The organism is Sphingomonas panacisoli (assembly GCF_007859635.1).
GTDB classification, from domain to species: Bacteria; Pseudomonadota; Alphaproteobacteria; order Sphingomonadales; family Sphingomonadaceae; genus Sphingomonas; species Sphingomonas panacisoli.
This window is the reverse complement of the sequence record NZ_CP042306.1, coordinates 2,439,459-2,461,111: the sequence shown is the minus strand read 5'-3', so window position 1 is coordinate 2,461,111 and position 21,653 is coordinate 2,439,459. Positions and strand designations below refer to the sequence as shown.

Here is a 21,653-nt window from a genome sequence, read left to right as displayed (position 1 = left end):
GCACGGACCCCGTCGGGTTGCACAAGGTGGGCCGCGCAGCCGGGGGGGCTGTTGCGGCCCGCTTCGTTATTTGGCGGCGGGCGTCGCCGCGGGCGCGGGTTGCGGCGTCGCCGAACTCACGCGCCAGATCACGTTGCCGACATCGTCCGCGACGAGCAGCGATCCGCTCGCGTCGAAGATCACGCCGACCGGCCGTCCGCGGGCATTGCCGTCCTTGTCGAGGAACCCGGTCAGCACGTCGACCGGCTTGACGTTGGGCAGCGGGAAGCCCTTGTCGCCGAACGGCACGAAGATGACCTTGTAGCCCGACACCGGCTGGCGATTCCACGATCCGTGCTGGCCGACGAACGCGCCGTTGGCATAGCTCGCGCCGAGCCGCGCATCGGCAGCGAAGGTCAGCCCGAGCGAAGCGGTGTGCGGCCCCAGCGCATAGTCCGGCCGCTTCGCATATTGCTGCAGCGCCGGATTACCGGGCTTCACGCGATGGTCCGGGTAACCACCCCAATAATACCAGGGCCACCCGAAATTATCGCCGGCCTCGACCGCGCTCATGTAATCGGGCGGGCCGTCGGAGCCCGCCATGTCGCGCTCGTTGACCGTCACCCACAATGCGTTGGTGTGCGGCTCCAGCGCCAGGCCGTTGGGGTTGCGCGTGCCGGCGGCGTAGATTCGATAGCCTTTCTGGTCGGGATAGACTTGCAGGATGTTCGCGCGCCCGCGCTCGGCGTCGATCCCGTTCTCGGCGATGTTGGTCGACGATCCGACGGTCAGGTACAGGCTCTTGCCGTCCTCCGCGACGATGATGTTGCGCGCCCAATGGTTGCCGCCGCCGGGATAGGTGACGACGGTTTCCGGCTTGGCGGTGATCCGGGTCTGGCCCGGCTTGAACGGGAAGCGCAGCAATTTGTCGGTGTCGGCGACGTAGAGATAGTCCCCCATCAGCGCCATGCCGAACGGCGAGTTGAGGCCACTCAACAGCACCGACCGACTTTCCGCCACGCCGTCGCCGTTCGCGTCGCGCAACAGCGTGATGCGGTTGGCCGAGGGCACGCCCGCGCCGCCCTTGTTCAGCAGATAGCTCATCACGAGCCCGGTGATCCCGCCGCCCTCGCGCGGCGGCGAGTTGGTCTCCGCGACCAGCACGTCGCCATTGGGCAGGCGGTACATCCAGCGCGGATGGTCGAGCCCGGCCGCGAACGGCTTGACCGTCAGCCCGGCGGCGGGGGTCGGGGTCTCGCCCGCTTTCCAGCCGACCGCGTCGGCGACCGCGATGGTCGGCACGATCTGGTTGCGCGGCGGATCGATCTGCGGCGTCCGCCCGCTGACCGCGGCGACGCTGAGTCGCGCCAAGTCCGGCTGGGCGAAATAGAGATACAGCCCGCCCAGCAATGCCAGGACGAGCGCGAGACCGATCAGGATTTTCTGGCGCATGGCGGCAAGATAGAGCCGGCGAGGGGCTTGGGCAATGATATCGCATCACGTTCGAATGCGCGGCGAAAGGTTACAAGGGTTACACCGACGGGGTCGTTTTGGCCCAACGCTCCCACGACGCACCTGCGACGCACCGCAATGGCACCACGACGCGCCAGCCGCGCGCCATTGAGATCACGAGAATGCGCCGGCGTTGCGCCGTGGACGCCACGGCTAAGGGACGCCGACGCGCCGCCGACGAGCGACGTCGCTATGCTCTTGGTGCTGCGAGCAACGTAGGGGCGACGATCGGTCATCCACCGACGCTGTCATACGAAATCCTACATTGAAAGCAGGATCCTAAATCGAAAAGCCGCCGACGCCGGGGAGGGGGGAGGCGCCGACGGCTCTTCTACCGCGATGAATCGCGGATTAGGCGAGATCGTAGCGGTCGGCGTTCATCACCTTCGTCCACGCCGCCACGAAGTCCTTCACGAACTTCTCCTCGTGACCGTTCTCGGCATAGACTTCCCCGACCGCGCGCAGTTCGGAGTTGGAGCCGAAGATCAGGTCGGCGCGGGTCGCGCGCCACTTCTCATTGCCGCTCGCGCGATCGGTCGCGACATATTCGTCGTCGTTGTCGCCGGCTGCCCAGACATTGGTCATATCGTAGAGGTTGACGAAGAAGTCGTTGGTCAGCTGGCCCGAACGCTTGGTGAAGTGGCCGTGGCCACGCTCGCCGTGATTGGCGCCGAGCACGCGCAGACCGCCGATCAGCACCGTCATTTCGGGCACCGACAGGCCGAGCAACGAGGCGCGATCGATCATCATCTCCTCGACCTTCACCGCGAGCTTCTTCTTGCCGACATAGTTGCGGAAGGCGTCGGCCTCGGGCTCCATCACCGCGAAGCTGTCGGCATCGGTCTGCTCCGCCGTCGCGTCGCCGCGGCCGCCGGTGAACGGCACATTGGTCGCGCCCGCTTTCTCGAGACCCACGACGCCGCCGAGGACGATCGCGTCGGCGAGGCTCATCGACCCGCGCAGGCCGTTCAGCGTGTCGATCACCTTGGCGAGCATGGCAGGTTCGTTGACCTCCCAATCCTTCTGCGGGGCGAGCGCCACGCGCGCGCCGTTGGCGCCGCCGCGGAAGTCGGACTTGCGGAAGGTGCTGGCCGAGGCCCAGGCGGCTTTCACCAGCTGGCTCACAGTCAGCCCGCTGTCGGCGATCTTCGCCTTAACCGCCGCGATGTCGGCGTCCGACAGCTTGGTGCCGGCGGGGATCGGATCCTGCCAGATGAGGTCTTCGGCGGGGACGTCCGGGCCGAGGTAGCGAATCTTCGGCCCCATGTCGCGGTGGGTCAGCTTGAACCAGGCACGCGCGAACGCGTCCTTGAACGCTTCGTGATCGGTCCGGAACCGCTCACTGATCGCGCGGAATTCGGGGTCGCGCTTCAGCGCCATGTCGGCGGTGGTCATCATCGTCGGGACCTTGATGGTCGGGTCCCACGCGGCCGGCGCCATATCCTCCTCTTTCTGGTCGATCGGCTGCCACTGATTGGCGCCCGCGGGCGACTTCACCAGCTCGTATTCGTAGTCGAACAGCAGGCGGAAGTAATTCTCGGTCCATTCCTTGGGCGTGTTGGTCCACGCACCCTCGATGCCGCTGGTGACGGTGTGTTCGCCGATGCCGCCGCTCTCATGCCCGCTGACCCAGCCGAAGCCCTGCGCGACGATATCGCCGCCAGAGGGCGCGGCGCCGAGCAGTGAGGCGTCGCCATTGCCGTGCGCCTTGCCGAAAGTGTGGCCGCCGGCGGTCAGCGCGACGGTTTCCTCGGCGTTCATCGCCATGCGCGCGAAGGTCTCCTTCATGTCGCGCGCCATGCCGGCATCGTCGTGCGGATTGCCCTGCGGCCCTTCCGGGTTGACGTAGATGAGGCCCATCTGGATCGCGGCGAGCGGCCCTTCGAGCTCATGCATGCCGTGTTCGGGGGCGATGCGGGTCTGGACGCCTTCGTTGACCCACTTGTCCTCGGAGCCCCAATAGATGTCGCGCTCGGGCTCGTAGACGTCGGGGCGACCGCCGCCGAAGCCGAACACTGGCCCGCCCATGCTCTCGATCGCGACGTTGCCCGCCAGGATGAAGAGGTCGGCCCAGCTGATATGCTTGCCGTACTTTTGCTTGATCGGCCACAACAGGCGGCGCGCCTTGTCGAGGTTGCCGTTGTCGGGCCAGCTGTCGAGCGGGGCGAAGCGCTGCTGCCCGCTATTGGCGCCGCCGCGACCGTCCGCGGTGCGATAGGTGCCGGCGGCGTGCCAGGCCATGCGGATGAAGAACGGCCCGTAATGCCCGTAATCGGCCGGCCACCAGGGCTGGCTGTCGGTCATCAGCGCGGTCAGATCGGCCTTGAGTGCGGCGTAATCGAGCTTCTTGAACGCCTCGGCATAATTGAAATCCTTGCCCATCGGGTTGGACGCGCCGTTAGGATTGAGGATCTCGGTCGCCAGCATCTCCGGCCACCAATCCTTGTTGGTGCGGCCGAGCAGCGCGCGTGCGCCGTGGGCTGGACAGCCGTCCATCGATCCGGTCTTCGCGTCCATGGAATCATTCCTCTCGCTAGTGGGGTTTGAAACCGTCCTAGCGGGCGAGGATGACAGGTCAAAGATTTAGGCGATGACTTAATCCAATCTCGACCAGCGAGAAAATCGATCACAGATCGTCATCCCGGCGAAGGCCGGGATCGCTGGCGGTGGTGCGATGTCGGCCAGCGGCCCCGGCCTTCGCCGGGGCGACGGTTACGCGTCCACGCCTTCCGGCACCGGCTTCGGCGGGTGCAGCCTCAGACGTTCGACGCGGCGGGAGTCGGATTGCAGGATTTCGAGCGTCCAACCCGACGGCGTCGTCAGGCATTCGCCCTTGGCCGGCACGTGCCCCGCAAGCACCGCGGCGAGGCCGCCGAGCGTATCGACATCCTCGTCATGCTCGCCCAGGCGCGGATCGACGGTCTCGGCGACATCCTCCAGCTCGACGCGCGCATCGGCATCCCACGCACCGCCGTCGAGCGGGACGAGCAACGCCTCGGGCGCGTCGTCATGCTCGTCTTCGATGTCGCCGGTGATTTCCTCGATCAGATCCTCGATCGTGACCAGGCCCTCGGTCCCCGAATATTCGTCGAGCACGACCGCGAGGTGCACCCGCTTCGACCGCATTTCCGCGAGAAGATCGAGCGCCCCCATCGCCATCGGCACGTAGAGCGGCTGGCGGACCAGGATGCCGATCGTCTCGGGCGGCGGCGTGCCGCTCGCCATGATCGCGAACACGTCCTTGACGTGAACCATGCCGATCACCTCGTCCAGGCTGCCGCGATAGACGGGCAGGCGGCTGTGGCCGGCATCGGCGAATTGCTTCACCAGGTCGGCGAAGCTGGTATTTTCCTCGACCGCGATCACGTCGGCGCGCGGCACGCCGATCTCGCCTGCGTCGCGCTCGCCGAAGTGCAGCAGGTTCTTGACCATCTGGCGTTCGAGCGGGGTCAGGTCGCCCGCAGCGTCGGGGGCGGGGTCGTCCTCGTGGCGTTCGATCACGCCTTCGAGCTGGTCGCGGAGCGAGGCTTCCTCGCCGAAGATGGTCGATTTCAGCTTGCGCCAGATACTGTCGCCGGCGTCGCTACTGGGGCCCTCGGGCATGGTGGGTAGTCAGTCCTCTTGGATCAGATAGGGATCGGCAATGCCGAGCGACGCCAACGCATCGACTTCGATCGCCTCCATCCGGTCGGCGTCGCCGTCGTCGATATGGTCATAGCCTAGCAGATGCAGCGTGCCGTGCACGATCAAATGTGCCGCGTGCGTTTCGATGGCGATGCCGCGCTCGTCCGCTTCGCGCGCGCAGACGCCGTGGGCGAGGACGATGTCGCCGAGCAGGACTTCGCCATCGTCCGAATTCTGCGTGACGGTCTCGAGCAGATCGGGCTGGACCATCGGGAAGCTCAGGACGTTGGTCGGCTTGTCCTTGTGGCGGTATTGGTTGTTCAGCTGATGCACCTCGTCGTCCGACGTCAGCCGGACCGAAATCTCCATCATCGCCGACGCCGTCAGCAACTCGCCATGCGGCGTCAGCCCGATCGCCGCGCGCGCGGCGCGGTCGGCGAGCGCTTCCCAGTCATGGTCGGGCCAGGGGGATTCGCTGGACAGCGCGACGTCGAGCATCAGAGCCCTGTCCCCTCATACGCCTCGACGATTCGGCCGACGATCGGGTGACGGACGACGTCGCCCGGGCCGAAGCGGCAGAGCGAAATGCCTTCCACTCCCTCCAGCCGCGTCGTCGCGTCGGCGAGCCCCGAAGCGCCGACGCCGCCGGGCAGATCGGTCTGGTTGGGGTCGCCGCAGATCACCATGCGGCTGTTCTCACCGAAGCGGGTCAGGAACATCTTCATCTGCGCGGGCGTGGTGTTCTGCGCTTCGTCGAGGATGATGAAGGCGTCGGCGAGCGTACGGCCGCGCATGAAGGCGATCGGCGCGATCTCGATTTCGCCCGACGCGATCCGCCGCTCGACCTGTTCGGCGGGCAGGCAGTCGTTGAGGGCGTCGTAGAGCGGGCGAAGATACGGATCGACCTTCTCCTTCATGTCGCCGGGCAGGAAGCCGAGCTTCTCGCCCGCCTCGACCGCGGGGCGGGACAGGATCAGCCGCTGGACGCTGCCGGTGATCAGCTGCGACACTGCCTGCGCCACCGCGATATAGGTCTTGCCGGTGCCCGCGGGGCCGAGCGCGAAGATCATCTCGTGCGTGGTCAGCTCGCGCATGTAGTGCGCCTGCGCGGGCGTGCGCGGGACGATGGTTTTCTTGCGTGTGCGGATCATGATCGGCGGCGTCGAATGCCGTTCGGTCGAGATGATGCCGTCGAGCACCGGTTCCGACGCCATCGCGATCGAGGCGTCGACCAGCCCGGTATCGATCTCCTCGCCGCGCTGCAGCCGCTTGTAGAGATCGTTGAGCACGTCGCGGCCCAAAGCGACCTGCTCGGCCGATCCCTCCAGCCCGATCTTGTTGCCGCGCGCGGTGATGTAGATGCCCAGCCGATGTTCGAGCGCGACGAGATTCTGGTCGTATTGCCCGAAGAGTTGCGCGAGCAGTTGCGGCTTGTCGAAGGTGAGCTCTACCCGGCTGCGTTCACCGGATTGGGCGGGGACAGGCTTGCGGCTCATGCGGTCCTTTCGGGGCTGAAGATTGGCGGAGAGCCGAACGAGGCGGAGCGGAACCGTGTTCCGCTGGGGCGCTGGAATTGCGAGGCCTGGCTCATCCGTGGCCGAGAATGGCAGATCGACGGCACCGAGGACAGCGCGAATATCGGTCGACGCGCGAAGCTTTGCGACCGCGGCCAAAAGGCAACAATGCGCGGTCGTCAGACGAGCGACTTGATGCAATCGCCGAACGCGTAGCAGGCGAAGATCATCGCCCAGACGAACAGGAACAGCGTGATGACCGGCACCATCAGGCAGCCAAGCAAGGCGCGCTTCAACACCCGGAGCGGCAGAATCGCAAAACCGACGATCGACAGGACGGGGAGCGCGTAGATCATCCAATCGCGCGCCCAGGCGGGCGTCTGGCGGAAATCGTCGGCCAGGTAGATGAACCAGGACAGGATGATCATCGGGACGGGCGCCGCCAATGCGATGCCCAGGATCAGCCGGAGCCGATAATGCGGCGGGCGTTCGTCGGGCGTCATGACGCCATATCCGCGCCTTGTCGCGCGATCGTGCCGCTGTCCATTCGTATCCCCCCGGTTTCGAACCGCGCGAGGATGTCAGCGCCCGGGCGGGCTGGCAAGGGTGGGGGAAGCGCCGCTCGTCTTACCGAGCGGCGCTTCCCGGTTCGTCAGGCGAAACGGACGCGCTGCGCAACGCGGCCGCGGCGGCGGACTGCCCCCGCCATCGCGCCGAAGCCCAGGATGATCATGCCCCAGGTCGCCGGTTCCGGCACCGCACCGGTCGCGAGTGTCGACTTCAGCGAGAAGTTGTCGACCGCCAGGCCATGGTCGTTGCCGCCCGAGTTGAGATCGGTCCAGCGGAAGCCGAAATTGGCGCCCGACAGGATCGACAGGCCGCCGATCGTCGTGGCCAGGCTCCGCTGGTTCGCGGCAAGGTTGCCATTGAGCGCACCCTGCGTACCCGACGTCACCGCCGGCAGGAAATCGAGCGCGCTGAAACGCGTCCAGGTGCCGCTGGTCAGGCTGGTCGCGTTGGTCGAATATTCGAACGTCAGGCCGTCGTCGGTCGAATTGCCCAGACGCCACTGCTCACCGATATAGGCGATGTCGAACGCGGTGATCGTGCTGCCGAGCTGGTTGGTGAACAGCACGCCGTACTGCGCCTGGGTGATCGCGCCGCTACCGACGCTGCCGAGTGCACGCTCGGTGCTGCCCGTCGCTCCGAAGCTGTACGTGTTGCCGCTGTTCGAGCTGCCGTCGCCGGCGGCATAAGCGCCGTCGGCGGCGGTGCCGGTTTCGCTGATCGCCCAGCCGGCGGGCAGTGTGCTGCTGGTGCCGGTCGAGGCGAGCGTGTCGAAGTTCTGGACGTAGTTGGCCGTGGACAGCGCAGTCTGCGCCGACGCGGCGACCGGCGCGATCGCGGCGGCCAGGATGACGGGCGTGAGGTAACGCATCGTGATACTCCCTGTTGAACGCTTAGGCGGCGACGAACTGCGCGGTGCGCGAACGGCGGCGAAGCGCCCCGCCCATCATGCCGAAGCCAGCGATCATCATCGCCCAGGTCGCGGGCTCAGGCACCGCACCGGTCGCCGTCGTGCCGCTGACGCGGAAGTTGAGGTCGCACTGGCTGGCAGGGGTGTTGGGGCAGTTCGGGTAGGACTGCACGCCGAACGCTTGGCCGCCGGTATAGGCGTCGCCGCCCAGGATCTGGCCCGTCTGGATGTTGATGTCCGGGCCGAGCACGACGCCGTAGCGCAGGCTGCTGTTCGACAGGACGAAGGTGTAGACGCTGCCGATCGTGGTCGCGATGTTGGGCAGGCTGACGTCGAACCAGTTGAGACCGCTGGTCGGGATCGTCGTCGGCAGGGTGAATTGCGTCGTGAAGATCTGCGTTCCACCGAGGCCCGAACCGTTCAGGAGCTGCAGCGTGAACGGCGTGGTCGGCTGCGGCGTGTTGAACAGTTGGAACTGGAAGCCGACCGACGTCAGTGCCGAATCGATCGACGTGAAGCTCTGACCGATCGGGCCGTTGAACGTCGTGGTCGAGCGAATGCCGCTGCCCGAAATGACCGAGATATCCCCGGCGTGCGCCGGTGCGGCGATGGCGAGGACGGACAGGCCGGCGGCGACCGCCAGAGACTTGGAAAACATGATGCGACTCCCTTGTTGGATAGGGAGCCTCTGGGCATTGGTTATGACAACGTTAAGACATTTTGTGTCTTATTTCCGTCATTTACGTCAGGCCGCGGCGCGAATCGTCTCAATTCCGGACAAAGAATTCGGGTCGGCGCGGACGATTTCCACCTCGACGATGTCGCCGATCTGTGCGGCGGTCATCAAGTGCACAGATTGCAGCCAAGGCGACTTGCCGAGCATCTGGCCCGGCAGCTTGCCGGGGCGCTCGATCAGTACGTCGCAGGTGCGTCCCACGGTCGTCGCGTTGAACGCGGCCTGGTCGCGATTGAGCGCTGCCTGAAGCCGTTGCAGGCGATCGTCCATCACCGCCGGCGCGATCTGGCCGTCCATGGTCGCGGCGGGCGTGCCGGGGCGGGGTGAATATTTGAAGCTGAACGCCAGGCTGTAGCCGACGGCGTCGATCAGGCTCAGCGTGTCGGCGAATTCCTCCTCGGTCTCGCCGGGGAAGCCGACGATGAAGTCGCCCGACAGCGCGATGTCGGGGCGCACGGCGCGGACGCGGTCGAGGATGCGTAGATACGAATCGCGGCTGTGACTGCGGTTCATCGCCTTCAGCACGCGGTCGCTGCCCGACTGCACCGGCAGATGGAGGAACGGCATCAGCTTTTCGACATCCCGGTGCGCGTCGATCAGCCCCTGCGTCATGTCGTTGGGGTGGCTTGTCGTGTAGCGGATACGCGCGAGCCCCGGGATGCGGTCGAGCTCGCGGATCAGCGCGCCGAGGTCGCGGTCGCCGTCAGACCAAGCGTTGACGTTCTGGCCGAGCAGGGTGATTTCCTTGGCGCCCGCATCGACCAGCGACTTCGCTTCGTCGACCAGCGCCTGCCACGGCCGACTGATTTCCGCGCCGCGCGTGTAGGGGACGACGCAATAGGTGCAGAATTTGTCGCACCCTTCCTGCACCGTCAGGAACGCGCTCGGCCCGACCTTGCGGCGGGCGGGCAGGGCGCCGAACTTCGACAGGACCGGCATGTCGGTGTCGAGCCCGAGCTCGCCGCGCGTGGCCTTCGCCACCAGGTCGGGCAGGTTGTGATAGGCCTGCGGACCAACCACGATATCGACCTTGGCACGGTGGGCGATCTCCTCGCCCTCGGCCTGCGCGACGCAGCCGGCGACCGCGATCATCGGGTTCGCGCCGTGTTTGCGCAGGCGGCCGATGTCCGAATAGACCTTCTCGGTCGCTTTCTCGCGGATGTGGCAGGTGTTGAGCACGACGAGATCGGCGGCATTGGCGTCGTCGGTCGCGGTCAGGCCCTGCGCGGCCATCAGCTCGCCCATCCGCTCGCCGTCATAGACGTTCATCTGGCAGCCGAACGATTTGACGTGGTAGGTCTTGGGGGCGGTCTTCGCGGTCATGGGCCGGGCGCTATAGCGCCGGCATCGGGCGCGGCATAGGCCACCGGCGCGACGTCATAGGCGAAGGGGCGCAAGGGCTTGCCGAGCACGGCGATCAACGCCTCCTCGATGCGGCGACGGCTCTCCGCGGCGATCGCCTTGCGGCCGGGGAAGTCCTCAGGGCGAAACGGTTCGAGGAAGTGGACTTTCAGCGGGAAGCTGCCGCGGCGCGACAGCAGCCGCTTGGCGTTGTTCAGCCCGCTTTCCTCGCCGATCCAGCCGATCTCCTCGGCCACCGCGCCGTACTCCAACATCACCGGCTGGACCATGACGCCGGGCGGCGGCGGTTCGAGCACGCGGAGCATCGGGGTCTTGAAGGGCAGCAGCGACTGGCCGTCGGTGGTCGTGCCTTCGGGGAAAACGGTGACCGACCAGTTTTCGGCGAGCGCGTCGCGCAGCGCATTGATCTGCTCGGCGACGCCCATCCGATTCTCGCGTTTGACGTAGACCGTGCGGTTCAGCGTCGAGAGCCAGCCGACCACCGGCGCCGCGCGCAATTCTTCTTTCGACACGAACGCCGTCCCGCTCTGGCCGGCGATCGAGAGGATATCGATCCAGCTGAGATGGTTGGAGATGTAGAAGACGTCGCGCTTCAGCGGCACCCCGACTCGCGTCACGCGCGCGCCCGCCAGTCGCGCCGCCCAGCCAAGGAATATCTTCGGCCAGGGCGAACTCAGCCGGAACAGCCGCCATAAATAGTGGAGCGGCACGGTGATCAGCAGCGCGCCGAGCAGGCCACCGGTGCGAAGGAGGATGCGGACCCAGCCGATCAAGTCGATCGGCGGCGGATTGCCCGCTGCCGCGGCGGCGCGTTGGTCGGGGCTCAGGACTTCCGGTCCAGGCTGACGCCGTACAATTCCATCCGATGATCGACGAGGCGGAAGCCGAGCTTCTCCGCGATCTGCTTCTGGAGCTGTTCGAGTTCGGGATCGACGAACTCGATGACCTTGCCGCTCTCGATGTCGATCAGATGGTCGTGGTGCGATTCGGGCGAGGGTTCGTAGCGCGCACGGCCGTCGCCGAAATCGTGACGGTCGAGGATGCCGGCCTCTTCGAACAGCCGCACGGTGCGATAGACCGTCGCGATCGAGATGCCCGGATCGATCGCCGACGCGCGCTCGTAGACCTTTTCGACGTCGGGATGATCCTCGGCCTCCGACAGCACGCGCGCGATCACGCGCCGCTGTTCGGTGATCCGCAGGCCCTTTTCGTTGCAGAGTGCTTCCAGATCGATCTTGCGCGCCATGCGCCCGATATAGGCGCAATGGGCTTATTGCGAAAGTAGAGAGTCATTCGCAAAAAGCCCCGCGGTGTGGGAGCACCGCGGGGCTTTTGTCTGCTCGCCTTTCGGCGATAAATTACTTGGTCTTTCGGCGCTTCGTGCCCAAGCCGATCTTCTTCGCCAGGTTCCGGCGCTGTTCGGCATAGTTCGGCGCGACCATCGGATAGTCGGCGGGGAGGTTCCACTTGGCGCGGTACTGGTCGGGCGTCATCTGATAATGCGTCATCAGGTGGCGCTTGAGCATCTTGAGCTTCTTGCCGTCTTCCAGGCACACGACATAGTCGGGCTTGATCGACGCACGGACCGATACGGCAGGCTCCTGCTTGGGCTCGGGCGCCGGCGTCGCCGGGCTCAGCTTCGACAAGCCGCGATAGATGTTCTGGATGACCAACTCGATGTCGGACACGGCGACATTGTTGTTGCCCATATATTCCGCAGCGATGTCGGCGGTCAGCGTGACCAGCGTTTCCTGCATGTCGGTATCGTTGTCCATTCTAGTTCCTTTAGACCCATTTTTTCGATTTTTGCTTCCCCCGAATCCGACCTTTGATCCCGATCTTTGTGACGCGCAAGTACCAAATCGGCGTGTTAAGATGATCTCATCGTGTTGAGCGTTGCAGGGTTAAGGCCGAATAGCTTCGCCCATCTGCACCGCGATAGTAATCGCGCCGTTCGCCGATCTTGGTAAATCCCGAATTTCTATACAATTTGAGTGCATCGTTACCGTCGCGCACTTCGAGATGCAGCGAATCGATCCCGCGCATCGCACAGTCGCTGACGACGGAGCGCAGCAACGCCGCGCCCACGCCCTTGCGCCTCATTTCGGGTATAACCGCGAGCAACAGCAGTTCGGCTTCGTCGAGTACGCCACGTACCAGCGCGAATCCGGCGGCCTGGCCGTTCTGTTCGGCGATCGTCAGCCACACGCCCGGGACCGCCAGGATGCCGATCACCTGGTTGCGCGTCCATGCCTCACCCCAGCGCGAGTCGAAGGCGTCGGCCATCATGCGATCGACACGGTCGAGGTCGCGGACGTCGCCCTCGCGCAAGTCGATCGCGGCGGTGCTCACCGTTCGGCCATCGGCTTGGCGTCGGGGGCGCGGCCATAGATCGGACGCGGTGGGAGTTGGATGAGAGCGGGCGGCAAAAGGATCGCGTCGGCCGCGTCGGGCAGCGCGTCGTCGCCCTCCACGCCGAGGAAGCGCACGCCATTCCCGACCGGCCGCGCGCCGTCGAGCCTGGCTTCCGCGTCGGCGGGCGGCAGCGACGCCAGATCGGCGGTGGCGGCGAAGAGGTCGGCGGTGAACGGCTGCATGAACACCTCACCATGCCCACCCTCCAGAACAACGGCAAGGCGGTCGCGCGACGGGTCGGCGGCGAAGGCGGTCGCGGCGATTAGCGGCAACGACGAATAGCCATGCACCGGGACGCTCCAGCCGAGCCCGAGCCCGCGCGCCGCGGCGATCCCGACACGGATGCCGGTGAAGCTGCCCGGGCCGACATCGACCAGGATCTCGTCGGCACGGCCGCCGTCGGGCAGTTCGGCGATCATCGGCACCAGTCGTTCGGCATGGCCGCGGCCGACGACTTCGTGGCGGCGCGCAACCACGCGCCGGCCCTCGATCAACGCGACCGAGCAAGCGGCGGTGGCGGTTTCGATGACTAGGGTTCGCAAATCCATTCCGTCGCCCCAGCGAAAGCTGGGGTCTCAAGCCTCAGGAGACCCCAGCTTTCGCTGGGGCGACGATATTAGGCAACAGTGTTGAACTTCTCGAACGCGGGGCGCGGCGAGCGGTCGAAGATCGTCGCGGGGTCGCCATGGCCGAGCGTCGAGATGAAGTTCGACCGGACCGCCGGCGTGTCGGCGAAGAACGCCGCATCGACCTTGCCGTTGTCGAACCCCGACATCGGCCCGGCGTCGAGCCCGATCGCGCGGGCCGCCATGATGAAATAGCCGCCCTGCAGCGACGAATTGCGGAACGCCGACGCCTCGCGCAGCTCGGCATTGCCGTCGAACCAGCTCTTCGCGGTCTGGTTGTGCGGGAACAGTTCGGGCAGATGCTCGTGGAAATTGGTGTCCATGCCGATGACGACGCTGACCGGCGCGGCTAGGATCTTGGGCGCGTTCTGCGCGCTGGCGCAGGCGGCGAGCTTGGCCTTGGCCTCGTCGGTCACGCACCACACCATCCGCGCGGGCAGTTGGTTGGCGGAGGTCGGGCCGAACTTCATCAGATCCCAGATCGCGCGAAGCTGATCCTGGCTAACGGGTTCGTCGGTGTAACCGTTATAGGTCCGCGCGGTGCGGAACAGCGTATCCAAAGCGTCATCGCTGAGCGGCTTGCCCATAACTATCTCCAGTAATTGCGTGGTCGGGGTCGGCGGATCAGACCGCGCGGACTTCGGTGACTTCGGGGACGTAATATTTGAGCAATTGCTCGATCCCGTTCTTCAGCGTCGCGGTCGACGACGGGCAGCCCGAACACGCGCCCTGCATGCGCAGGAACACCTTGCCCTTGTCGAACCCGCGATAGACGATGTCGCCGCCGTCATTGGCGACAGCGGGACGGACGCGGGTGTCGATCAGCTCGCGGATCTGCGCGACGATGTCGGCATCGGCGGGATCATCGGCCAGGCCTTCGTCGTCGGCGGGGACGCTGAAGTTCGCCGACGCCGGCTTGAACAGCGGCATGTTGGCGCTGAAATGGTCGAGCAGGATCGCGAGAACATCCGGCTTGAGTCCCGGCCATTCCACTCCCGGGGCAGCCGTGACCGACACGAAATCGCGGCCGAAGAACACACCGGTCACGTCGCCCAGGTTGAAGATCGCCTCGGCCAGCGGACTCGCCTCGGCCTCCTCGGGCGTCGCGAAATCGCGCGTGCCGCCGTCCATCACGGCGCGGCCGGGCAGGAACTTCAGCGTCGCCGGGTTGGGCGTGGTCTCGGTCTCGATCAGCATGGTCGCGATGTGGGCGCGATTGGTCGGTGGATCAAGCGCGCATCGGGAAAGGAAATGTTTCCATGCGGCGACCTTTGGCCGCCCTCGCGATCAGAGGCCGCGTTTTCTGATCTTGCCGGTGATTTCATAGACGACCGGAACGCCGTTGATTATTTCCGGCAATCTTTTCCTCGGCTTGCTCGATAGATTGACCTTGACCGCCAGCCCGCCGAGCGCCTGTCCGATCCCGACCCCCGTCGCGGGCCAAGCCGCCTGGCGCGACATCGTCAGCGCTTGTGATTTAGCTTCGCGAGCTTGTTCAAGCGTGATCGTCATGGCGGCGATATATTCCTTCTTGGGTTCGAAGGCGAGCGGTTTCAGATCGCGAGGTCTATCTGCAGGGCGTCCAGCACGGCGCCAATATCGTTCGCATAGGTTAATCCTTTGCCGTTCGACGCGCCGTGATCGCCCCCGGCGAACAACAGCCCGACCGCGTGCATATCCTCATCGACGATCAGCGAACCGCTGTCGCCGCCGGCACTGAACGCGCTGTCGCCGATCCCCTCGATCTCGATCTGCCGATCGAACGACAGGTTACCGCGATCATATGACACCACGACGTCGTCCAGTTCGACGGCGGTCACGGTGCCGCGCGTCAGGCCCGTCGTCCGGCCGATCTTCGATACCGACGCACCGGGCAATAGCGTTCCCTCGGCCCATCCTTGCAGACTTCCCAGGCCGTAGAGCTCGCGTAGCAGGGTCTCGGCGCCGTCGTCCAATGCTGCGATCGCCGCATCGACCAGATTGTTCGAGGGGCTCAACTTGATCCACTCGGCCAATGTCCCGACCCGGTCGTCGGGGTTGAGTCCGCCGTCATAGCGACCTTGCTGCAGAACGAGGTCGCCGGCGTTGCCCGCATCCTCGTTGGCGAGGACGTGATTGTTGCTGAGGACGAACACGCGGTCGTCGCCAGGTCGTTTGACGAACGCGCCCAACGTGCCGGCCGTGACGTCGCAATGCGCGATCGACACCCCGATTTTCAGCGGGCGCTGGCGGCATTGGTGCCACGGTGTTTGCTTGAACAACTGGCCGACATAGCGAATGTCGGCTTCGCCGCGGGCGCGGTTCTGAATATCGGCCAGCAGCTTGTCGTTTTCCTCGAGCATGCGCCGCTGCGTGCGAACGGCCAGGCGATAGCCCTTGTCCGATGCCGCGATACCCAATGCGACCGATCGTTGCGGCAGCGAGGCGTGGACGATCGGCGATGCGGGCAATCCGAATTTACGGGCCGCTATCTGCTGCTCGACGATCGGTGCGACGATATCGGAGATTTCTTCTTTTAGTGCGCGAACGGACGCCAGTTCCACTTCAATCCCCCCTGCTTTTGGGGAGCGCTATGCGGCGGTGCATCCTCGCGCAAAGGGTTGCCTCCGTTATCGATCTAGTTGTCCTGAGACCGGACGCGAATGGACGTCCGCGTCATGGGTGATATAGTCGACTGGGTCAGGGCGTTCCCTGATCGAAGGCGTAAGGTGTCATGATGAGCAAGCGTCCAGTTCCGCCCGCCGACATTGTCCCCAATCTGGTATCGCGCCGCAGCGCCGTGCTGATGCTGTCGTCGTCGGCGTTGCTCGCCGCGTGCGGCGATGGCGGTGGGGGCGGGGGAACGCCGACACCGACGCCCACGCCCGCGCCGACTCCGACACCCACGCCGACCCCGACGCCCGCACCGGTCGTCGGCGCTGCCTGGTTCAGCTACGGCCACGATGCCCAGCACACGGCGGTCAGCGCGAACACATCTCAGGATCTCGGGCGGATCGCCTGGTCGACGCCGGTCGACATGCAGCCGCAATATACGTCATACGGCGCGCTGCTGACGCATTACGGTTCGCCGGTCTCGACCACGCGCAACACGATCGTCGTACCGGTGAAGACGGGCGCCAATGGCGGCTATCGGATCGAGGGTCGGAACGGCGCGACCAACACGTTGATCTGGTCGATGACCAACAACTACGCGCCGCCGCCGCACAATTGGCTGCCGCCCTACAACGTACTGCTGACCGCGCAGGGCAAGCTGTACGTCCCGGATGTCGGCGGCCGGCTGGCGGTGCGCGCGGACCCAGATGCGGCGACCAGCGCGATGCAGTCGCTGACCTTCTACGGCGACGCGACCTATACCGCGAATGCGGCGGCGTTCGACGCCAACGTGTTCGTCTGCACGCCGCTGACCGCCGATGCGAACGGCAACGTGTTTTTCGGCTTCCAGGTGAATACCGGCACGAGCCCGGGCGGACTGGTGAGCGGCATCGCGCGCATCGGAGCGGACGGTGTGGGCAGCTGGGTCAGCGCCACGACGGCGGCTGGCGATGCCGCGATCATCAAGCCGGCGATGAACTGCGCGCCCGCCATCTCGGCCGACGGCGCGACGGTCTATATCGCGGTCAACACGGCCGGCGCGACGCCGCGCGGCTATCTGCTCGCGCTCAACGCCACGACGCTGGCGACCCGCGCGAAGGTCGCGTTGAACGATCCGAGCACGGGGACGGCGGCGCGGATCAGCGACGACGGCACCGCGGCGCCGGTGATCGGATCGGACGGGCGCGTCTTCTACGGCGTGCTCGAACCGACCTTCGGCACGCACAATGGGCGCGGTTGGCTGTTGCAGTTCGATGCCTCGCTCAATCCGGTGGGCGTGCCGGGCAGCTTCGGCTGGGACGTGTCGCCCAGCATCATCCCGGCGTCGATGGTGCCGACCTATGCGGGCACATCGACCTATCTGCTCGCGGTGAAGTACAACAATTATGCCGGCGCCGGGACGGGCGACGGGATGAACAAGCTCGCCATCCTCGACCCCAAGGCGAGTCAGGCCGACTTCATCACGCCGAGCGTACAGGTGATGAAGGAAATCCTGACCATCCTCGGCCCGACGCCCGACGGCACATCCGGGACCGGGCGGCGCGAATGGTGCATCAACACGATGGCCGCCGATCCCGCGCGCAAGTCGATCCTGGCGAATAACGAGGACGGGATCGTCTATCGCTGGGACCTGACGAACAACACGCTGTCGCAGAGTATTAAGATCACCGCGGGCCTGGGCCAGGCCTATACGCCGACGCTGATCGGGGCCGACGGCGCGGTCTACGCGATCAGCAACGCGATCCTGTTTTCGATCCGAGCCTAGACGTCGAGCTGCTTCACCGCGGCGTTCCATGCCAGCACGTTGTCGCGCGCTTCCTGGACGAAGGCGGAGCGGCGGATGACGTTGAGGAACGCGTCCGAAATCCACTTGCCGGGATTGCGTAACGGCCGGCGGACCTGGATCAGCAGGACGACGCGGGTGTGCTGCGTGTCGTTCCACACTTCGTGGTCGTAGGTGTCGTCGAATACCAGCGTCTCTCCCTCCGACCAGCGGACGATGCGGTCGTCGACCCGCATGCGGACGTCGCCGTCCTTGGGTACGATCAGCCCCAGGTGGCACGTGATCAGCCCCTTGGTCACGCCGCGATGCGCGGGAATATGCGTGCCGGGCGCGAGGATCGAGAAAAACGCGCTGTTGAGGTGGGGAATCTTCGCGATCGTCGCGGCGGTCACAGGGCAGCGGTCGAGATTCTCGTCGATGCTGTAGCCGTAGCCCCACAGGAAGAAGCTACGCCATTTATCGACCGGCGCGATCGCGCGATGATCGGGCGACACGCTGGCGAGTGATGGCGAGTTCTGGCCGAGTGCCGCACGGATAGCCTCGTCGCGGATCGCCTGCCAGTTTTCGCGGAGGATGTGCGTCCAGGGAAAATCGCGGACGTCGAGCACCGGGTCGTTGGAGACGAGCGACGACGACGCGATCAGCCGGTCGAAGAAGCCGCGCAGATGCTTGCCGTAGCGGATGATCAGCGGGCGCTTGGCGTTCGCGACCTGCTCCGCCGGCGACGGGGAAAGCGTTGCCGTCGCCCGTTCGATCTTTTCGTATACGCTCACAACCAGCCTCTTCCGGCCGCGCCTCCCCGACCACGGCTCCTCAACGTCCGCCCCGATCGGCGGCTCCACAGAACGCGCTAGAAATGGGGTTTGACCAAAACATGGCGATTTAGGGCGGTAATCGTGATCTTTCGGCCGTGGCGCTCCAGCCATTGCCCGTTAAGAATCGAATCCCTACACGGAGCGCTTATGCCGACCATGACCCGCGCGCGCCGCGTCTCGCTTCTCGTTGCCCTCACCGTCAGCCTGTCGATCCCCGCGATCGCGCAGACCGTGTCGCGCAAGAAACCCGCGGCCGCCACGCCGCCGGCCGCCGCGGCAACGCCGGCGATCCGTCCGGAAGTCGATCGCTCGCCCTGGCTGTTCAAGGGCAGCGACATCACGCCCGACCTCAACTGGCATTTCGGCACGCTGCCCAACGGGCTGCGCTATGCGGTGCGCAAGAACGGGGTGCCGCCGGGGCAAGTCTCGATCCGCGTCCGCATCGACGCCGGGTCGCTGTATGAGGACGATAGTGAGCAAGGCTTCGCGCACTTCATGGAGCACCTCGTGTTCCGCGGCAGCGCGTATGTCGCCGACAACGAAGCGAAGCGTACCTGGCAGCGGCTCGGCGCGACGTTCGGCTCCGACACCAACGCTTCGACGACCTTCACCCAGACGGTGTTCAAGCTCGACTTGCCCTCGGCCACGCCCGAGACGGTCGATGAGAGTCTGAAGATCCTGTCGGGGATGATGGAAGCGCCCAGCTTCGACGACAAGGTTGTGAATTCGGAGCGGCCGGTCGTCCTCGCCGAGCAACGCGAAGCGCCGGGGCCGCAGGTGCGATACAGCGATGCGATGCGCGCCACGATCTTCGCCGGCCAGCCGTTCGCGACGCGCTCGCCGATCGGCACGACCAAGACGCTGAATGCGGCGACGGCGGCGTCGCTGCGCGCGTTCCACGACAGATGGTACCGCCCGGAACGCGCGGTCGTGATCATTTCGGGCGACATCGACCCGGTGGTGTTCGAGCAGCTGGTCGACAAGAATTTTGCAAGCTGGAAGGGCAAGGGCGCGAACCCCGTCGATCCCGACTTCGGGACGCCCGCGACCAAGCAGCCGATAACCGGCTCGCTCGTCGAACCGGGCCTCCCGACCGTGGTGTCGATGGCGGTGCTGCGGCCATGGAAATTCAACCAGGATCTGGTGCTGTTCAATCAGAAGCGGCTGGTCGATCAGCTCGCGGTGCAGATCATCAACCGGCGGCTCGAATCGCGCGCGCGGAGTGGCGGCAGCTTTATCGCCGCCGGGGTCAATCTCGACGATATCGCGCGGTCGACGAATGCCACGACGGTGCAGATCCAGCCGGTCGGCAACAATTGGGAACAGGCGCTGAAGGATGTGCGCGCGGTGATCGCCGATGCGATGACCAACCCGCCGAGCCAGGCCGAACTCGATCGCGAATATGCCGAATATGCCTCGGCGATGAAGAATGGCGTGGATACCTCGCGAGTCGAGGCCGGGTCGGCGCAGGCCGACAACATGGTCTCCGCACTCGACATCCGCGAAACGGTGGCGGCGCCCGACGTGTCGTACGCGATCCTGACCGATGCGTGGAAGAAGGGCATGTTCACCCCGGCGTCGATCCTGGCGTCGACCAAGCGCATCTTCGAAGGCGACGCGACGCGCGCGTTCGTCTCGACGCCGGCGCCCGACACCGGGGCCGGCGCCAAGCTCGCCGCCGCGCTGACGGCGGACGTGTCGAAATTGGTGACCAAGCGCACGGCGCTCGCCGCGGTCGATTTCTCGAAGCTGCCGCCGCTCGGCACGCCCGGCACCGTGGTGAGTCGCGAGATGCTGCCCGAGATCGAGATGGAGAAGATCGTCTTTTCCAACGGCGTGCGGCTGATGCTTTACCCCAATTCCGGCGAGACCAACCGCGTCTATGTCCGCGTGCGCTGGGGCGGCGGATATAATGCGCTGCCGTCGAAGAAGCGGACGCCGGCCTGGGCGGGCGACCTGGCGCTGGTGCAGAGCGGGATCGGCGACCTGGGTCAGGAACAGCTCGATCAGTTGATGACCGGCCGACGGCTGGGGATGGATTTCGGGATCGACGACGACGCCTTCGTGCTCGGCGCGGTCAGCTCGCCGGCCGACTATCAGGATCAGCTCCGCTTGCTTGCCGACAAGCTGGCGACGCCGGGTTGGGATCCCGCGCCGATCGCGCGCGCCAAGGCGTTGCTGTCAAACAATTTCGCCGGGCTGGAGGCGTCGCCCGACGGCGTGCTGAGCCGCGACCTCGAATATTTCCTCCACGATCGCGATCCGCGCTGGGGCATGCCGCCCAAGCCGGTGGTCGATGCGCTGACGCCGTCGAGCTTCAAGTCGTTCTGGCAGCCGGTGCTGGCGAGCGGGTCGATCGAGGTGCAGGTGTTCGGCGACGTCAAGGCGGAAGAGGCGATCGCCGCGGTCGCCAAGACGCTCGGCGCGCTCAAGCCGCGCAACCCCGTGTCGGCGGAAGCCGCGCCGGTTCGCTTCCCCGCGCACAATGCGACTCCGGTCGTGCGCACGCATAACGGGCGGCCCGACCAGGCCGTCGCGCTGATCGCCTGGCCGACCGGCGGCGGGGTCGACGGCATTGCGGAAAGCCGCAAGCTGGAAGTGCTCGCGCAAGTGTTCAGCGATCGGTTGTTCGACCGCCTGCGCACCGAATCGGGCGCGAGCTACAGCCCCAGCGTGCAGTCGAGCTGGCCGACCGGGATGAGCGCTGGCGGCCGCGTGATGGCAGTCGGCCAAGTGCCACCCGACAAGACCGAATTGTTCTTCCGCCTGTCGCGCGAAATCGCCGCCGATCTCGCCAAGAACCCGATCAGCGACGACGAGCTGAAGCGCGTGAAGGAGCCGATGATCCAGTACGTGCTGCGCTCGTCGACCGGCAATGGGTTCTGGCTCAACCTGCTGGGCGGCGCGACGTACGATCCGCGCATCGTCGAGGCGGCGCGGTCGATCATTATCGACTATAACGGCATCACCGCGACCGAACTGCAGGCGGTCGCGGCGAAGTATCTGCGGCCCGACAGAGACTGGACGATGGAAGTCGTCCCGAAGGCCGTTGCCGCGAAGTCAGGTCTGACGGTGGCCGCGGGGCAGTAAGCTAAAGCTCCTCCCCGGGACGGGGAGGGGGGCCGCTCGCGCAGCGAGTGGTGGAGGGGGACAGCCTCACGCGGATCGTTTGAGGCCCGCCCCCTCCGTCAGCCTGCGGCTGCCACCTCCCCCGTCCC

General features: G+C 65.8%; 21 protein-coding genes. 2 read left to right on the top strand and 19 right to left on the bottom strand.

What is annotated here, in order from left to right; translation table 11 throughout:
- Positions 1–66 precede the first annotated feature (66 nt).
- The 18 genes from FPZ24_RS12365 to FPZ24_RS12280 all read right to left on the bottom strand — a co-directional run bounded on the left by FPZ24_RS12365 (position 67) and on the right by FPZ24_RS12280 (position 15,788).
- Positions 67–1,431, bottom strand: coding sequence for a PQQ-dependent sugar dehydrogenase (locus FPZ24_RS12365; protein WP_146572429.1), 1,365 nt, complete (start codon positions 1,429–1,431; stop codon positions 67–69).
- A gap of 411 nt (positions 1,432–1,842) precedes the next feature.
- A complete protein-coding gene (gene katG / locus FPZ24_RS12360) occupies positions 1,843–4,008 on the bottom strand; it encodes a catalase/peroxidase HPI (RefSeq protein ID WP_146572427.1) in 2,166 nt (721 codons plus the stop codon).
- 195 nt (positions 4,009–4,203) lie between these two features.
- A complete protein-coding gene (locus tag FPZ24_RS12355; protein ID WP_146572425.1) occupies positions 4,204–5,094 on the bottom strand; it encodes a hemolysin family protein in 891 nt (296 codons plus the stop codon).
- A gap of 9 nt (positions 5,095–5,103) precedes the next feature.
- Complete coding sequence (gene ybeY / locus FPZ24_RS12350; RefSeq protein WP_146572423.1) at positions 5,104–5,613, bottom strand: rRNA maturation RNase YbeY; 510 nt, start codon at positions 5,611–5,613, stop codon at positions 5,104–5,106.
- Positions 5,613–6,611: a PhoH family protein gene (locus FPZ24_RS12345; protein WP_146572421.1), complete on the bottom strand. Its 999-nt coding sequence runs from the start codon at positions 6,609–6,611 to the stop codon at positions 5,613–5,615. The genes ybeY and FPZ24_RS12345 overlap by 1 nt, the downstream gene beginning before the upstream one ends.
- 197 nt (positions 6,612–6,808) lie before the next feature.
- On the bottom strand, positions 6,809–7,132 hold the full coding sequence (locus tag FPZ24_RS12340; protein WP_146572419.1) for a hypothetical protein: 324 nt from the start codon (positions 7,130–7,132) through the stop codon (positions 6,809–6,811).
- Between the two features lie 149 nt (positions 7,133–7,281).
- Complete coding sequence (locus FPZ24_RS12335; RefSeq protein ID WP_146572417.1) at positions 7,282–8,067, bottom strand: PEPxxWA-CTERM sorting domain-containing protein; 786 nt, start codon at positions 8,065–8,067, stop codon at positions 7,282–7,284.
- Positions 8,068–8,089: 22 nt separating this feature from the next.
- Positions 8,090–8,764: a PEPxxWA-CTERM sorting domain-containing protein gene (locus tag FPZ24_RS17595; protein WP_146572415.1), complete on the bottom strand. Its 675-nt coding sequence runs from the start codon at positions 8,762–8,764 to the stop codon at positions 8,090–8,092.
- A gap of 87 nt (positions 8,765–8,851) precedes the next feature.
- On the bottom strand, positions 8,852–10,165 hold the full coding sequence (miaB, locus tag FPZ24_RS12325; protein WP_146572413.1) for a tRNA (N6-isopentenyl adenosine(37)-C2)-methylthiotransferase MiaB: 1,314 nt from the start codon (positions 10,163–10,165) through the stop codon (positions 8,852–8,854).
- Positions 10,162–10,977: a lysophospholipid acyltransferase family protein gene (locus tag FPZ24_RS12320; protein WP_420853363.1), complete on the bottom strand. Its 816-nt coding sequence runs from the start codon at positions 10,975–10,977 to the stop codon at positions 10,162–10,164. The genes miaB and FPZ24_RS12320 overlap by 4 nt, the downstream gene beginning before the upstream one ends.
- Before the next feature lie 50 nt (positions 10,978–11,027).
- A complete protein-coding gene (locus FPZ24_RS12315; protein WP_146572411.1) occupies positions 11,028–11,450 on the bottom strand; it encodes a Fur family transcriptional regulator in 423 nt (140 codons plus the stop codon).
- A 112-nt stretch (positions 11,451–11,562) separates the two neighbouring features.
- The gene (locus FPZ24_RS12310; RefSeq protein WP_146572409.1) at positions 11,563–11,979 is read right to left on the bottom strand and encodes a Ros/MucR family transcriptional regulator; all 417 of its coding nucleotides are present in this window, start codon (positions 11,977–11,979) and stop codon (positions 11,563–11,565) included.
- Positions 11,980–12,085: 106 nt separating this feature from the next.
- Positions 12,086–12,556: a ribosomal protein S18-alanine N-acetyltransferase gene (gene rimI, locus FPZ24_RS12305; RefSeq protein ID WP_146572407.1), complete on the bottom strand. Its 471-nt coding sequence runs from the start codon at positions 12,554–12,556 to the stop codon at positions 12,086–12,088.
- Complete coding sequence (gene tsaB, locus FPZ24_RS12300; RefSeq protein ID WP_186728819.1) at positions 12,553–13,167, bottom strand: tRNA (adenosine(37)-N6)-threonylcarbamoyltransferase complex dimerization subunit type 1 TsaB; 615 nt, start codon at positions 13,165–13,167, stop codon at positions 12,553–12,555. The genes rimI and tsaB overlap by 4 nt, the downstream gene beginning before the upstream one ends.
- A 68-nt stretch (positions 13,168–13,235) precedes the next feature.
- Positions 13,236–13,832 (bottom strand): malonic semialdehyde reductase, encoded by a 597-nt coding sequence (locus tag FPZ24_RS12295; protein ID WP_146572405.1) that lies wholly within the window; start codon positions 13,830–13,832, stop codon positions 13,236–13,238.
- A gap of 37 nt (positions 13,833–13,869) precedes the next feature.
- Positions 13,870–14,442, bottom strand: a complete 573-nt coding sequence (locus tag FPZ24_RS12290; protein ID WP_146572403.1) for a NifU family protein — start codon at positions 14,440–14,442, stop codon at positions 13,870–13,872.
- 90 nt (positions 14,443–14,532) lie between these two features.
- Positions 14,533–14,757 carry a hypothetical protein gene (locus tag FPZ24_RS12285; protein ID WP_146572401.1) on the bottom strand — a complete coding sequence of 75 codons (225 nt, stop codon included), beginning with the start codon at positions 14,755–14,757 and terminating at the stop codon, positions 14,533–14,535.
- Between the two features lie 41 nt (positions 14,758–14,798).
- The gene (locus tag FPZ24_RS12280) at positions 14,799–15,788 is read right to left on the bottom strand and encodes a chymotrypsin family serine protease (protein ID WP_146572399.1); all 990 of its coding nucleotides are present in this window, start codon (positions 15,786–15,788) and stop codon (positions 14,799–14,801) included.
- A gap of 173 nt (positions 15,789–15,961) precedes the next feature.
- Between FPZ24_RS12280 and FPZ24_RS12275 the strand changes: the two genes are divergently transcribed.
- A complete protein-coding gene (locus FPZ24_RS12275; RefSeq protein ID WP_146572397.1) occupies positions 15,962–17,602 on the top strand; it encodes a hypothetical protein in 1,641 nt (546 codons plus the stop codon).
- Here FPZ24_RS12275 and FPZ24_RS12270 read toward each other — a convergent pair.
- Entirely contained in the window at positions 17,599–18,393 is a 795-nt protein-coding gene (locus FPZ24_RS12270) for an aspartyl/asparaginyl beta-hydroxylase domain-containing protein (RefSeq protein WP_240047452.1), read from the bottom strand. The two genes, FPZ24_RS12275 and FPZ24_RS12270, sit on opposite strands and share 4 nt — an antisense overlap.
- 189 nt (positions 18,394–18,582) lie before the next feature.
- On the opposite strand from FPZ24_RS12270, the gene FPZ24_RS12265 reads away from it, so the two are divergent.
- Positions 18,583–21,525, top strand: coding sequence for a M16 family metallopeptidase (locus FPZ24_RS12265; RefSeq protein ID WP_146572392.1), 2,943 nt, complete (start codon positions 18,583–18,585; stop codon positions 21,523–21,525).
- Positions 21,526–21,653: the final 128 nt, after the last annotated feature.